The following is a 14,398-nucleotide window of genomic DNA, read 5'->3' as shown; positions in this document are numbered from 1 at the left end:
GGGGGCTCCTGGTTGGCGATACGGGGCGATTCGGTGGGTTGGATGCCGGGGCCGGCTCGCATGGCGGATCGGCCTCGGCATATTTGTATACTATATACAGTCAATCGGAGACGACAAGGGCTCTGTTGACTAATCACGTCGGTGTTTACCCGGCGCTGGAGCGAGCGACGGCGCTCAGGCGGCGCGGCGCTCTGCCCCGCCCGCGATGCGCGACCAGGCGAAACCAGCCAGCGCCACGTCTTCCAGCCCCACGCCGACCGACTTGTAGATCACGATGTCGTCGTCGCGCTGCCTTGGCGACGCCTTGCCGAGCACGACGTCCGCCAGTTCCACGATCTTGTCCGCCGGCAGCACTTGCGGATCGGCCAGCACGATATCGCCGGCCTCGCGGGTCGATTGCGGCCGCCACTCCACCACGACCGCGGCGGCGCGGCGCAGCGCGGCGTCGTCCAGTTCGCGCGTATGCGGCAGGCTGGAGCCGATGGCGGCCACGAAGGCGCCCGGCCGGATCGACGTGCCGGCGAACAGCGGCGTGGTCGCGCGCGAGGCCGTGACGATGATGTCGGCCTCGGCCACCGCCGCATCGGGCTCGGCCAGCGCCACCGGGATGCCGCACAGCGCCGACAGGCGCTCGGGCATGCCGGCGTCCGCATGCGGATCGGACACCAGGATTCGTTCCAGCCCCAGCGTGGCGCCGAGCTGGCGCGCGTGCTGGGCGCCCTGCGTGCCGGCGCCGAACAAGGCCAGCGTGCGCGCGCCGGGACGGGCCAGCCGCTGCGCCGCCAGCGTGGTGCACGCCGCGGTGCGCAGGCGCGTGATGGCGCCGGCGTCGAACGAAGCCAGCGGCCGGCCGTCTTCGGTCGAGAAGATCAGGATGACAAAGGAAAACTGGCCGTTGATGGTGGTGTAGACCTTGGCCCCGGCCACGCCCTGCTGCGGAATCACCGCCCCCAGCGTGGACAGCTTGACGCCGCCGGCCTCGGTGCGGATGCGCTCCTGCATCGCGGCGTCGCCGCGCCCGAAGCTGGAAAACGCCGCCTCCATGACCTGCCGGGCATCTTCCGGGGTGACGTGGGCATCGATCATCGCGTCTGTGATGTGCTGCATGGAAACTCCGCTGGTTAGGTTGAGCTGGAAAAATTCGGAAGCGCGGCGGGCCCGGCGCCATCAGGCAAATGCCGCGCGGCCGAGCACGCCCAGCGCGCCGGCCGCGCACAGGCCCAGCAGCAGGCGGCGCACCGCAGTGGGAGACACCCGCCCGCGCAGCCGGTTGGACAGCGCGAAACCGGCCAGCAGGAACGGCGCCAGCACCAGCGCCAGCACCAGTTGCGGCAGGCCGAAGCGCCCGGCCAGCGCCAGCATGGCGAGCGACAGCACCGCCCCGCCGGACAGGATGCAGCCCATGGTCGCGCGCAACGGCGCGGGCGCCATGTGCTGCATGACGAGCGCGAACGGCGGCGCGCCGGCCGAGGTGATCGTCCCCATGAAGCCAGACAAGGTGCCCGCCACGACCACGTTGCGGGTGCTAGGCAGCAGGCGCCAGCCGAGCAGGCTCAGCGCCACGGCGGCGAGGATCGACAGCGAGAACAGCAGCGCCAGCGGACCCGGGGCCAGCCACGCGATGGTCAGCACCGCCGCGGCGCCGCCCAGCGCACGGCCGGCCAGTGCAAGGCCGGCGATGTTCCAGACGATGGCCTCGCGCTCGCGCAGGGCGCCCATCAGCGACAGGCAGCAGCCCATCGCCAGCAGCGGCCCCGGCACGAGGTCAGGGAAGAAGATCGCGCCCAGCGGCGCCGACAGCATGGCAAAGCCGATCCCGCCCACACCCTGCAGGCAGGCCCCCGCCAGGATGAGCAGTCCCATCGACAGGTAGGCCGGGACGGACAGGCCGGCGGGGAGCATCGCGAGCAACGGATCGGGCATGGCGGAAACGGTAGTGGCGGGAATAGCCGGACGGCCAGGCTGAGTGGGCGGATTGCCCGGGAACGGGCATGCGTCCTGCTCATCTGGCTCGATTATCCCCCCGAAATCGATACATAACGGTATACAGTCTACATACTGAGGATGTGCCGGGCAACCGGCCCGCCGATGGGATGCACCAATGGGAGGACCGTGAAAGCGGGCGAATTCCCAATAAATGTGCGCCTTAGAGCGATCCGCACCATTCTCGCGTAAGCGTAAGTCCGGATGCGAAATCGCTTGGCGCGAAGACATTATGGAATATAGTATACCGAAACGGGTGCAGCGCAGCCCAGTCCATCCGCCCCACAAACCCTCCGCCCCCAGGGAGTCTTCATGTCACAACAAGTCGTGATCGGTGCCGCGCACTGGATCTATCTGTCAGGGGTAGCAGTCATCGTGCTGACGATGATCCTGCGCGCCAATGTTGTTGTCCCGTCGATCGTCGGCACCGCCCTGGTCGTCTTTGCGCTGACCGGGAGCCCGGTGTCGGCACTGGGCGGGGTGTTTTCCGCGAGCCTGGTTGCCGCCAAGGAGCTGTTCAATATCTTCCTGGTGATTGCATTCATGACGGCGCTGCTCAATGCGCTCAAGACGCTGCGCTCCGACATCCGCATGGTCGAGCCCTTCCGCGTGGTGATGAAGAACGGGCATTCGGCGTTCTTTATCCTGGCGGGCATCACCTACGTCATCTCGCTGTTCTTCTGGCCGACGCCGGCCGTGCCGCTGGTCTCGGCCATCCTGCTGCCCGCCGCGATCGCGGCGGGGCTGCCGCCGCTGGCGGGCGCGATGGCGATCGCCATTGCCGGTCAGGGCATGGCGTTGTCGTCGGACTATGTGATCGGCGTCGCGCCGGGCATCAGCGCCAAGGCCGCCGGTGCGGCGGTCAGCGCCGCGGTGGTGGCCGACCGCGCGCTGGCCCTGTCGATCATCACCGGCTGCATCGCGCTGTGCCTGGCGTACCTGTCGATGCGCAAGCACATCGTGCCGGCTTGCGGCACCCTGCTCGACCGCTGGCAGGCGCAGGCGGGCGGCACCGCCGAAGCGATCGACGGCGGCATCACCTTCGACAAGGCCGAGATCGCCAGGGGCACCGCCCACACCGAACCGCTTGCCACCGACAGCAATATCGAGGCAAGCCTGTCGATGGTGGCAAGGCGCCGGGTGAAGTGGTCGAAATGCTTTGCCATCGTGACGCCGGTTGCCTTCCTCGCGGTGGTCGCCGTGATGGTGCTGCCCAAGCTCGGCACCGGCGTGCAGGATCTGAAGGGCGGCGACGCGGCCGCGCTGGTCGGCGGCGTCGCGGCGGTACTGATGATGCTGGCGACGCTGGCGGCCGAAGGCCCGCGCCGCATGCTCGACGTCTGCCCGGAGCACATCACCGACGGCTTCGTCTTCGCCTTCAAGGCGATGGGCTCGGTGCTGCCGATCGCCGGCTTCTTCTTCGTCGGCGCCGGCGAGACCGCCGCGCAGATCCTCGGCCTGCCGCCGGGCAAGGCGCCGAGCCTGCTGTTCGAGCTGATTCAGGCCTACCAGCACATGATCCCGGACAACCACGTGCTGGTCGCCTTCGGCGTGCTGCTGGTCGGCATGATCACCGGCATCGACGGCTCAGGTTTCGCGGGCCTGCCCCTGACCGGCACGCTGGCCGGCGCGCTGGGGCCGGTGGTCGGCTTCGACCCGGCCACGCTGGCGGCCGTGGGCCAGATGGGCGCGGTCTGGACCGGCGGCGGCACGCTGGTGGCGTGGTCGTCGCTGATCGCGGTGGCAGGCTTCGCCCGGGTGCCGGTGCTGGAAGCGGTGCGCGCGCTGCTGATCCCGGTGCTGATCGGGCTGGGCTGCTCCACCGTGGCGGCGATGGTGTTGTGGTCGTAGGCGCCCGCAAGCATCGCTACCGCTGTTTTTCCTGACTTTTCCCAGACCTGACGATGCCCAAAGTCACCTTCCACAAGCTCGGCGAGACCTTTGTCGACGAGGTCAAGCCCCAGACCAACCTGGTTGTCCGCGCCGGCATCCGGCAGTTCCCCTACCCCAACCTGCGCTACGAGTGCGGCATGGGCAAATGCTCCAAGTGCGCCTGCCGCGTACTCGCCGGGGCCGAGCACCTGCCGCCGCCCAACTGGAAGGAAAAGAAGCAGCTCGGCGAACGGCTCGAGCAGGGTTACCGGCTAGCGTGCCAGCTCTGGATCGAGCATGACATCGAGCTGGCCCAGGACGACCTGCCGGCCCCCGCCGCCCTCGCCACGGCAAGCGCGGGAGCCTGACATGTTCGTGCTGCTCACCAGCCGCCCCGGCCAGTTCCGCACCGAGCCCACCGACGGCATGACCGCCGTCGAGGCATACGACTACGTGTTCTATGGCAAGCGCACTGCACGCTTCGTCATCGCCGAGCTGGCGGCCGATACAGCCGAAAGCAAGGTACGAGTGCAGGAGGAAGCCCCACCCGGCATCGTCAACCTGATATCGACCAAGTTCCTCGACAAGTACGCCACGCTGGAGGCCGCCCGCGCCGCGCTGCGCGAGCTGGCCAGCTTCGGCAGCATGGACATCGCCCTCGTGCCCACGCCGGTCGCCGCCTCCCACACGCACGCTACGCATTCATCGCCATGATCCAGATCACCTTCCTCACCAACCACGGCAAGACGGTCAGCGCGCCGGTGAACAGCAACCTGCTGCGTGTGTCGCTGCGCGAGCGGGGCGGCATCCCGTTCAAGTGCGGCGGCGGCCTGTGCGGCACCTGCAAGTGCCGCATCGACAAAGGCCGCGAGCATACCGACGCGGTCAAGCCGAAGGAAAAGAAACTGCTGACGGAAGAAGAACTCGCAGGGGGCTTCCGGCTGGCTTGCCAGACGTTCATCGAGGGCGATATCGCGGTGTCGTGGCAGCCCAGGGAGGCAGTGCGCGCCTGAATTCAGCGCCGCCGCGCGGCGATCAACCCCGCCACCTCGTCCAGCATCGCCATGTCCACCGGCTGCGTCAGGTCCAGCGCCAGCGTGTGCCGGTAATACGGGCTGAGATCCAGCCCAACCCCCAGCCCCAGCACCTCCACATCACGCAACGCCTCATGCCGCGCCACGACGGCCTTGAGGTGGTTGTCGAGATAACACGCATCGTTGGCCAGCCCTGTGGCGGTGTCCATCGGGCTACCGTCGGACACCACCAGCAGGATGCGGCGCGCCTTGCCGGTGGCGTGGAGCCGGGCGCAGGCCCACTCCACCGCCTCGCCGTCCATGCCTTCGCGGAACAGGTCGGCCTTGAGCAAGGCGGTCATGTCGGTGCGCGCACGGCGCCAGCTGCGCGCGGCATCCTTGAACACCATGTGACAGGTTTCGTTGAGCCGGCCGGGGTGCGCCGGCCGGCCGCGCGCGAGCCAGTCGGCGCGGGCGCGCCCGCCGTTCCAGGCGTTGGTGGTGAAGCCCAGCACCTCGGTGGCCACGCCGGCCTGGTCGAGGGCACGCGCCAGCAGGTCGAGCAGCAAAGTCAGCGGCTCCGCCCGCGCCTTCATCGATCCCGAGCAATCCACCAGGAAGCCCACCACGCAATCGGCGTGCGCCTTGTGCGCTTCGCGGCGGAACAGGCGCCGTTCGGCGGGCGAGCTGACCAGTTGCGCCAGCCGGCGTCCGTCGATGCGGCCGCTTTCCTCGCCGAAGGACCAGCCATCAACGCGCGGCTGCGCCAGCGCGGCGCGCATCTTGCGCGCGAGCCGCGCCACGTTGACGCCCGCGCGGGCGATGCGTGCGTCCAGACGCGTGCGGTACTCATCGAGCAAGGCGCGCCGCACCAGCGTGGCGGCGCGCACTTCGCGGTCGTAGCGCGTGGTGAAGATACGGTAGCCATCGGCTGCGTCGGCCAGCACGCGGCTGTGGCCGCTGTCGGCAAGCGCGAAGGCTTCAGCGGGCGGTTCGTCGAAATCGAGCCACAGCGCAAAGCCCGCGCGTGCCGATGAAACGGCGTTGTCGTCGTCCTCGCCGGCACGCGGCGCTTCGCTGCGGACCATGTCCCCGACGGCACGCGCCAGCGCCAGCGCATGTACGGCAAACGCGGACTGGTCGTGGCGCTGCGCGCGCAGGCCGGCCAGCGCCGTGCCCAGCACGGGAACGATGGCGGCGCGCGTGGCCTCGATCAGGTCTTCGGTCTCTTCCAGCACCGGCTCGCCGCTCAGGCGCGACCACGCCACCTGCGCCACCGTGTAGAGCAGGATGCCGAGATGGCCCTCGGTCAACCCCGAGCGATGGAACGCGCGCGACCACGCCATGAAGCCGTGCCGCAGGTTGGCTGCCACGCCGGCCATGCCGCGCGGCAGGTGGGTCTCGCAGCGCAGCTGCTCGAGCAGCTCGAAGAGCAGGCGCTCGACCGGATCGGCGGGGCAGAGGCTGCGGTGCAGCGCGGCATCGGAATGCGCCTGCCGCAGTGCCGCGCCGTCGGCGGCGCCGCGCAGGCAGGCAGCCGTGTCAGTGCCCGGATCGGTGCGCAGGTGCGGCGCATGCTGCGGCACCGGCCGCATCGCGCGCCAGAGCTGGCCGTCGCGGAAATGCAGCGCCGCATCGCCGGTCAGCGCGCGCACGGCGGCGCCGGAGAGTTCGTCCTGCCGCTGGCGCCGGCGCAGCTGCTGCGCTGCCGACGCCGTGGTCATCGCGCGGACTCCGACGCTGCCGCAACCGCGGCGGGGTCACCGGGCAGTTGCCCGAAGCAGCGCTGGTAATACTCCGCCACCACCGGCCGCTCGGCCTCGTCGCACTTGTTCAGGAAGGTCAGCCGGAACGCCAGGCCCGGATCGCGGAAGATCTGGCAGTTCTCGGCCCAGCTGATCACGGTGCGCGGCGACATCAGCGCCGACAGGTCACCCGCCGCAAACCCGCGCCGCGTCAGCCCCGCCATGGCCACCATGGCGTCGACCAGCGCGCGGCCGGCATCGTTGTCCAGCTCGGGCACGCGCGCGAGCACGATGCCCGCCTCTTCCTCGTGCGGCAGGTAGTCCAGCGTGGCGACCACGTTCCAGCGGTCGATCTGCGCGTGGTTGAGCAGCTGGGTGCCGTGATAGAGCCCGTTGACGTTGCCGAGCCCCACGGTATTGGAGGTGGCGAACAGCCGGAACGACGGATGCGGCCGGATCACGCGGTTCTGGTCGAGCAGCGTGAATTTGCCATCGCGTTCCAGGATGCGCTGGATCACGAACATCACGTCGGGACGGCCCGCGTCGTATTCATCGAAGATCAGCGCCACCGGCCGCTGCAGCGCCCACGGCACGATGCCTTCCTGGAACTCGGTCACCTGGCGCCCGTCGCGCACGACGATGGCGTCCTTGCCGACCAGGTCGAGCCGGCTGATATGCCCGTCCAGGTTGACGCGCACGCACGGCCAGTTGAGCCGCGCCGCCACCTGTTCGATATGGGTGGACTTGCCGCTGCCATGCAGCCCCTGCACCATCACGCGCCGGTCGCGCATGAAGCCGGACAGGATCGCCAGCGTCACCTCCGGGTGGAAGCGGTAGGCCGGGTCGATCTCCGGTACGTGGTCGTCGCGCAGGCTGAAGGCCGGCACCATCAGGCCGGAATCGATGCCGAACACCGCGCGCACCGGAATCATCCGGTCCGGCTTGCCATACTGCTCTTGCGTCACCTCATGCTCCTCGTTGGTCGCCATGCCTGCTATCACATCGGCACCGCGACCAGCGGGGCAACCCCGCGTGACGCCGTGCGCGCTATTCGTCCTCTTCGGCGCTATCCGCGCCGCCATGCCAGCTGCTGGCGCTTTCGGCCTCGATTGCCGCCAGCGCGCTGGCCGCGCGCTGCAGCGCCGGCAACAGCTGCACCACCTTGTCGCGCGCCACGCGCATGACCGGGGCCTGCAGCGCCAGCCCGAGGTTGGACTTGCCGCCGTCCACGGCCGGGACCAGCACGCCGATGCAGACCAGCCCGGGCAGGAACTCCTCGTCATCCAGCGCGTAGCCGTCGCGCTTCACGCGCTCCAGTTCCGCTTCCAGCTGCGCGTGGTCGGTCAGCGTGTTCTGCGTGTACCGCTCCAGCTCCGCATGGGCCAGCAGCCGCTGCCGCTGCGCCGGCGCCAGCTGCGCCAGGAACAGCTTGCCGGTGGCGGAGCAGTGCGCCGGCACGCGCGAACCCGGATGCAGGTAGAAGCGCAGCGGCGCCGCGGTTTCCACGCGGTCCAGGTACAGCACCTCGCCGCCCGAGAACGCGGTCAGGTTGCAGCTCTCGCCCACCTCTTCCACCAGCCGCCGCAGCACCATGTGGCGCGCGCCGTGCGAGGTGCTGTTGAGCAACAGGTTCTCCGCCAGCCGGCGCAGCCGCAGGCCGGTGCCGTATTGCCGCCCGTCGCCGTTGCGCTGGATCAGCCCCGCCGCCTCGAGCTGCTGCAGCATGCGGTGCAGCGTGGGCTTGGGCAGGCCGGTTTCTTCCACCAGCGCCTGCAGGTTGAAGGACTGGTCCTTCTCCGCGATGACTTCGAGCAGGCCGAACAAACGCAGTGCCGGCGTGTCTCCGTCCGGCCTGGCGTCACTTTTGGCGAGGCGCATATCGTTCATGCCTGGCTCCATCATAGGTAAGTTTCATTTTCAGAGTCAAATCATATCAATTATCGAAACTTCTGGTTGACCTTCCGCCGAGGAGGGCCTACATTCCGGTGAAACAATAAGTTTTCGGAACAACTGGTTCCGGATTTTTAAGTAGACACCGGAGACTAGTCGACATGGACGGATAAGCATCCCGTACCCGGGATTGCAAACACTGAACCGACCACGGCCCCGGCTGGCGTTTCCCGCGCCGCCACCTATACAGAAGAGAAGCCGTGGCGCCTGCCAAAAACGCTGGTCTGGCTGCAAGTAGCACCGGCAGCACGCGCAGCACAGGAGACACACCATGATCCAACAACCCGAGTCCGGCAACGGACTATCCCACGGCCTCAAGCAACGCCACATGACCATGATCGCGCTTGGCGGCGTGATCGGCGCCGGCCTTTTTGTCGGCAGCGGCGTCGTCATCAAGTCGGCCGGCCCCGGCGCGGTCCTTTCCTTCCTGATCACCGGCCTGCTGGTCGTGCTGGTCATGCGCATGCTGGGCGAGATGGCGTGCGCGCTGCCCGGCACAGGCGGCTTCTACGAGTATGCGCGCGAAGCCTGGCGCGACCGCCCCAGGGTGGGCAACCTCGCCGGCTTCCTGACCGGCTGGATGTACTGGTACTTCTGGGTCATCGTGGTGGCGCTCGAAGCCGTCGCCGGCGCCGACCTGGTGCGCTACTGGCTGCCGGACGTGCCCAACTGGATCATCAGCCTGGTGCTGCTGGTGATGCTGACGCTGACCAACCTGGTGTCGGTCAAGTCGTTCGGCGAGTTCGAATTCTGGTTCGCCTCGATCAAGGTCGCGGCAATCATCGTGTTCCTGTTCGTCGCAGGCGTGTACGTGCTGGGTCTCGCTCCCGGCGCCCACGGCATGCAGGTGGCCAACCTGACCGCCAACGGCGGCTTCATGCCGAACGGCATCGTGCCGGTGCTGACCGGCGCGGTCGCGGCCACCGGCTTCTACTTCGGCGCCGAGATCGTCACCATCGCCGCCGCCGAGACCGCCGAGCCGCAGAAGGCCGTGGCCAAGGCCACCAGCTCGGTGATCACGCGCGTGCTGGTGTTCTATGTCGGCTCGATCCTGCTAGTGGTATGCCTGGTGCCGTGGAACTCCAACAGCATCGCCACGCCGTACGTCAGCGCGCTGAACGTGATGGGCGTTCCCGCCGCCGCGCAGATCATGAACGCGATCGTGCTGACCGCGGTGCTGTCGGCGCTCAACTCCGGCCTGTACGCTTCGTCGCGCATGCTGTTCGCGCTGACCCGCCGCGGCGATGCGCCGCAGTCGCTGGCCCGCGTCAGCCGCAACGGCGTGCCGGTGCGCGCCATCCTGGTGGCCACGCTGTTCGGCTACGGCGCGGTGGTGATGTCCTATGTCTCGCCCGATACGGTGTTCGCCTTCCTGGTCAACTCGTACGGCACCGTCGCCATCTTCGTCTACATCCTGATCGCGATCTCGCAGCTGCGCCTGCGCTCGCGGCTGGAACGCGAGGCGCCGGGCCTGCTGCGCGTGCGCATGTGGTGCTTCCCGTATCTCACCTATGTCGCGATCCTGGGCATGCTGGGCATCGTGATCGCCATGGCCTTTATCCCCGACCAGCGCACGCCGCTTGCGCTGGGGGTCATCAGCCTGCTGATCCTGCTGATTGCCTACGGTGCGCGGCAACTGTTTCGCCGTGGCGCGGAGCCGGTAGTCCCGCTGGCCGAGATGCCAAGGCCCGATCTTCACAAGTATTGATGTGCCACGCGGCGCGCCAGTGCAGTAAGCTGGCGCGCTGTGTCGTTTGCAGTGTCGTTGTTATTGCCCCCGCACCATGAGCCTCAAGTCTCCCGCCACCATGTGGTTCCAGCTGTTCCAGCAGCACGCCCTGTCCGGACTGAGCCTGCAGGGCAAGATCCGCCAGATGCTGGTGTCGGCGATCCTCGACGAGCAGCTGCCGCAGGGCGAACCGCTGCCGAGCAGCCGCGAGCTGTCCGCGCAGCTGCGCGTGGCGCGCAACACCGTGGTGCTGGCGTACCAGCAGCTGGTCGATGAAGGCTACCTGGTGGCGCGCGAACGCAGCGGCTATTTCGTCAATCCCGGGATCCTTGGCACGCGCGTCAGCGGCGTAGCCTCGCTGCGCGGCGAGCCGGTGCCGGCGCGCGGCGGCGAACCGGACTGGGAGCGGCGCTTCGTGTTCCGCCCCACGCAGCAGCGCAATATCGTCAAGCGCGCCAACTGGCGCGACTACCCGTACCCGTTCATCTACGGCCAGTACGACCCCACGCTGTTCCCCACTGCCGACTGGCGCGAATGCTGCCTGAAGGCGCTCAGCGTGCTCGACATCCACGACTGGGCCCAGGACATGATCCTGCGCGACGACGAGTCGCTGGTGCAGCAGATCCGCACCCGCGTGCTGCCGCGCCGCGGCGTCTGGGCCGGCGCCGACGAGATCGTGGTCACCGTGGGCGCGCAGCAGGCGCTGTACCTGCTGGCCGACCTGCTGGTCAGCCCCGATACGCCGGTCGGCATCGAAGATCCCGGCTATCCGGATGCGCGCAATATCTTCGGCTCGCATACCTCGCACCTGGTACCGCTGGCGGTCGATGGCGACGGACTGGTGCTGTCCGACGCGCAGCGCGCGTGTGACTACGTCTATGTCACGCCCAGCCACCAGTGCCCCACCACCGTGACCATGCCGCTGGCGCGCCGGCAGGCGCTGCTGCGCCAGGCCGAGGAAGCGGACTTCGTGCTGATCGAGGACGACTACGAAAGCGAGAGCCGCTTCGAGGGCGACCCCACGCCCACGCTCAAGAGCCTGGACCGCAGCAACCGCGTGATCTACGTCGGCAGCCTGTCCAAGAGCCTGGCGCCGGGGCTGCGCATCGGCTATGTGGTCGGGCCGGCGCCGCTGATCGCCGAGCTGCGCGCGGCGCGGCGGCTGATGCTGCGGCACCCTTCGGCGTATATCCAGCGCGCGTTCTCGCTGTTCCTGTCGCTGGGCCACTATGACGCGCACCTGCGGCGCCTGTCGGCGGCGCACCGCGAGCGCGCCGAGGCGGTGCTGGCGGCGCTGGCCACGCATATGCCCGATTTCCGTCCGGTGCCGATCGCCGGCGGCGCGTCCTGCTGGATCGAAGGGCCGCCCTGGCTCGACGCCAACGCGCTCGCGCGCCTTGCCGAGCTGCAGGGCGTGCTGATCGAGCCCGGCCGCGTCTTCTTCATGGAGGAGCCGGCGCCTCGCAACGTGTTCCGGCTGGGCTACTCCTCGATCTCGCTGGACCGGATCGAGCCCGGCATCCGCGTGCTGGCGGGTGTCGCGCGTGAACTGCAGGCCACCCCCGGCGGCGCCGGCGCAGCCGTAGCGGACGCCACCGTCACGTCCCGCGCCCGCCCGGCGGCCTGAAACGGACCCGCTCCGGCTGGCCCAAGCGATTGTCCCGAACTGGCGCTACAGCGCCGCGGCCGGCTTCCCTATCCTCGAGTCATGGCCGGTTACCGCAGCGCCTTCTTGCGCGGACCGGTGGACAACACTCAGGAGACCAAGACATGTCCGATCGCAACACCGCCGCCGGCATCGAACTGCTGCAAGCCTTCAATGACGCCTGGAACCGCCATGACCTCGACGCCCTGATGGGCTTCATGGCCGATGACTGCGCCTTCCACGGGGTGGCCGGCAGCGAACTGCTCGGCCGCAGCTTTATCGGCCGCGACGCCGTGCGCGAAGGCTTCCAGCTCGCCTGGCAGACCTTTCCCGACGCGCAATGGGTCGATGGCGAGCATTTCGTCGTGGGCGACCGCGGCGTCAGCGAATCCACCTTCAAGGGCACCCGCGCCGACGGCGCCCGCATCGAGGCGCGCATGGTCGACGTCTTCACCTTCCGCGACGGCAAGATCGCGGTGAAGAACGCCTACCGCAAGGACCGCCCGCCCGTGGTTGCGCCCGTAGTGGCAGCGCAAGCCTGAACGCAGGAGACGCGCCATGGAAGCCGTAGTCCCCCGCAGTTCCCTGGGCGGCGAGCACACGACCGCGCCGTCGCGTCCGTACGACCCCGCCTACGACCCGCTGCATACCCCCACCCCTGGACAGGGCCGCGAGTACGCGCCCACCTACTGGATCGGCACCGCCGGCACGCCGCCCGCCGACGACGGCCCGATCACCCATGACATCGACGTCGACGTGGCCATCATCGGCTCGGGCTTCACCGGCCTGACCTGCGCGATCTTCCTGGCGCAGCAGTACGGCATCAAGGCCACCGTGCTCGAAGCCAACCGCGTCAGCTGGGGCTGCAGCACGCGCAACGGCGGCCAGGCGCAATGCGCGTCGGGGCGCCTCAAGCGTTCGCAGTGGATCCAGCGCTATGGGCTGGACACCGCGCTGCGCCTGCATGAAGAGGTCTGCGACGGCATGGAGACCTTCAAGGGGCTGATCAAGGACATCGACTGCGATCCGCAGCCGGGCGGCCACCTGTATATCGCGCACCGCGACAAGGTGATGCCCGGGCTGGAAAAGGAAGCAAAAATCCTGCGGGAAGTCTTCAACTACGACGCGCGCATCCTCGATGCCAGCACCGTGCGGCGCGAATACGTCGACGACAAGGAAGCCGCGGGCGCCATGCACGAGCCCGAAGGCATCGGCATCCACGCCGGCAAGCTGGCCTTCGGCTACCTGCGCCGCGCGCGCGAGCTGGGCGCCAAGGTGCATCCGTCCAGCCCCGTGACCGGCTGGGAAACGCGCAACGGCGTCCACTACCTGCGCACTCCCGGCGGCATCGTGCGCGCCCGCGCCGTGGGCGTGGCCACCGGCGGCTACACCTCGCAGTCGCTGCACCGCCAGCTCAAGAACCGGCTGTTTCCGATCCTGTCAAACTCGATCGTCACGCGCCCGCTGACCCCCGACGAAATTGCCGCGTGTAACTTCCGCACCACGCAGGTCATCACCGACACGCGCATCCTGCGCCACTACTACCGGCTGATGCCCGACGGCCGCCTGCAGATCGGCAGCCGCAGCGCCATCACCGGCAACGACGCGCCGCAGGACCAGTACAAGCAGAAGCTGATCGCCGACATGTACCGCAAGTTCCCGGCGCTGCGCGGCATCCAGATCGACTACTCGTGGTGGGGCTGGGTCGATGTCAGCCACGACATGATGCCGCGTATCACGCAGCCGGACCCGTCGCAATCGATCTACTACGCGATGGGGTATGGCGGCAATGGCGTGATGTACTCCGCGCAGGCGGGCAAGCGGCTGGCGGCGCTGATCGCCGGCAAGGAGTCGTCGCTGCCGCAGCTGCCGATCTTCCGCTCGCCGCTGCCGTTCCCGAACGTGCTCGAGATGGCGGAGTCGCGGATGTTCGCGCCGTTCCGCCGGATGGGGCAGCGGGCGCTGTATCACTGGTATCACTGGAAGGATGATGTGTTTTGAAGCGGCCACAGCACCGATGATGCCGGTTGCTTCCATCCAAAGGGACCGCTGCTAACTCATTCCTTTCTTGCAGGGATCAGGTCAAGACCATGTTCTTGAGCCGCTTGGACGTGCCTGGTCCCTCATTCATACCGCCGAAGAGTCTCCGGCCCGCTTCCCGGTTGGGCATCTCACTCCGAGACCCCCACTCGCGCGAGGCATACGCAACCAGCGCAGCAGGCATCACATTCTCGCGTTCACTAGCACCGGCGATGCGATGTCCTTGTGATCGTATTTCTAAGGCGCTGAAGCAAGCACTAATCGTACGGTACAAACTTCCCACACGAGCCGGACTGGCATACCCCTCGCAGGGATAACTCGTAGCGTGCGTTGCATCGCGCACGACCCATTGCCACGCGCAACACACAATCTAGCAGTACGACAGAAGGCGCCATAGCGTGCTGCCGAGTCTGCGGCTTTT

The 14,398-nt window shown here is 68.2% G+C and carries 13 protein-coding genes; 8 read left to right on the top strand and 5 right to left on the bottom strand.

Annotation, left to right across the window (positions count from 1 at the left end; all coding sequences use genetic code 11):
- Positions 1–174 precede the first annotated feature (174 nt).
- On the bottom strand, positions 175–1,107 hold the full coding sequence (locus tag AC5WJ1_RS25260) for an ornithine cyclodeaminase family protein (protein ID WP_494476653.1): 933 nt from the start codon (positions 1,105–1,107) through the stop codon (positions 175–177).
- 60 nt (positions 1,108–1,167) lie between these two features.
- Positions 1,168–1,923 carry a sulfite exporter TauE/SafE family protein gene (locus AC5WJ1_RS25255; protein WP_371703797.1) on the bottom strand — a complete coding sequence of 252 codons (756 nt, stop codon included), beginning with the start codon at positions 1,921–1,923 and terminating at the stop codon, positions 1,168–1,170.
- A 372-nt stretch (positions 1,924–2,295) separates the two neighbouring features.
- Here AC5WJ1_RS25255 and AC5WJ1_RS25250 point away from each other — a divergent pair, with 372 nt between their 5' ends.
- The 4 genes from AC5WJ1_RS25250 to AC5WJ1_RS25235 are packed head-to-tail and all read left to right on the top strand — an operon-like array spanning position 2,296 to position 4,868.
- A complete protein-coding gene (locus tag AC5WJ1_RS25250; protein WP_133094315.1) occupies positions 2,296–3,834 on the top strand; it encodes a hypothetical protein in 1,539 nt (512 codons plus the stop codon).
- A 53-nt stretch (positions 3,835–3,887) separates the two neighbouring features.
- Entirely contained in the window at positions 3,888–4,223 is a 336-nt protein-coding gene (locus AC5WJ1_RS25245) for a 2Fe-2S iron-sulfur cluster-binding protein (RefSeq protein ID WP_135702961.1), read from the top strand.
- 1 nt (position 4,224) lies between these two features.
- Positions 4,225–4,569 carry a ferredoxin gene (locus AC5WJ1_RS25240; protein ID WP_494476652.1) on the top strand — a complete coding sequence of 115 codons (345 nt, stop codon included), beginning with the start codon at positions 4,225–4,227 and terminating at the stop codon, positions 4,567–4,569.
- A complete protein-coding gene (locus AC5WJ1_RS25235) occupies positions 4,566–4,868 on the top strand; it encodes a 2Fe-2S iron-sulfur cluster-binding protein (protein WP_133094312.1) in 303 nt (100 codons plus the stop codon). Before AC5WJ1_RS25240 ends, AC5WJ1_RS25235 begins: the two co-directional genes overlap by 4 nt.
- Before the next feature lie 2 nt (positions 4,869–4,870).
- Here the strand turns inward: AC5WJ1_RS25235 and AC5WJ1_RS25230 are convergent, their stop codons facing one another.
- Genes AC5WJ1_RS25230 through AC5WJ1_RS25220 form a run of 3 tightly spaced genes read right to left on the bottom strand, consistent with a single transcriptional unit; the run spans position 4,871 to position 8,500 of the window.
- Entirely contained in the window at positions 4,871–6,592 is a 1,722-nt protein-coding gene (locus AC5WJ1_RS25230) for a cobaltochelatase CobT-related protein (protein WP_494476651.1), read from the bottom strand.
- Positions 6,589–7,602, bottom strand: a complete 1,014-nt coding sequence (locus AC5WJ1_RS25225) for an AAA family ATPase (RefSeq protein WP_135702964.1) — start codon at positions 7,600–7,602, stop codon at positions 6,589–6,591. Before AC5WJ1_RS25225 ends, AC5WJ1_RS25230 begins: the two co-directional genes overlap by 4 nt.
- A gap of 58 nt (positions 7,603–7,660) precedes the next feature.
- Positions 7,661–8,500 carry an IclR family transcriptional regulator gene (locus tag AC5WJ1_RS25220; RefSeq protein ID WP_195427056.1) on the bottom strand — a complete coding sequence of 280 codons (840 nt, stop codon included), beginning with the start codon at positions 8,498–8,500 and terminating at the stop codon, positions 7,661–7,663.
- 334 nt (positions 8,501–8,834) lie between these two features.
- Between AC5WJ1_RS25220 and AC5WJ1_RS25215 the strand changes: the two genes are divergently transcribed.
- From AC5WJ1_RS25215 to AC5WJ1_RS25200, 4 genes are all read left to right on the top strand, one after another.
- Complete coding sequence (locus AC5WJ1_RS25215; RefSeq protein ID WP_135702966.1) at positions 8,835–10,271, top strand: amino acid permease; 1,437 nt, start codon at positions 8,835–8,837, stop codon at positions 10,269–10,271.
- Between the two features lie 76 nt (positions 10,272–10,347).
- Positions 10,348–11,919: a MocR-like pyridoxine biosynthesis transcription factor PdxR gene (gene pdxR / locus AC5WJ1_RS25210; RefSeq protein ID WP_494476650.1), complete on the top strand. Its 1,572-nt coding sequence runs from the start codon at positions 10,348–10,350 to the stop codon at positions 11,917–11,919.
- Between the two features lie 143 nt (positions 11,920–12,062).
- Complete coding sequence (locus tag AC5WJ1_RS25205; RefSeq protein ID WP_135702968.1) at positions 12,063–12,479, top strand: nuclear transport factor 2 family protein; 417 nt, start codon at positions 12,063–12,065, stop codon at positions 12,477–12,479.
- Between the two features lie 16 nt (positions 12,480–12,495).
- Positions 12,496–13,938, top strand: coding sequence for an NAD(P)/FAD-dependent oxidoreductase (locus AC5WJ1_RS25200; RefSeq protein ID WP_133094305.1), 1,443 nt, complete (start codon positions 12,496–12,498; stop codon positions 13,936–13,938).
- Positions 13,939–14,398 lie beyond the last annotated feature (460 nt).

It is taken from the genome of Cupriavidus sp. MEYA8, from assembly GCF_059278825.1.
The sequence above is the reverse complement of the archived record's forward strand: the minus strand, read 5'-3'. Positions and strand labels throughout refer to the sequence as shown.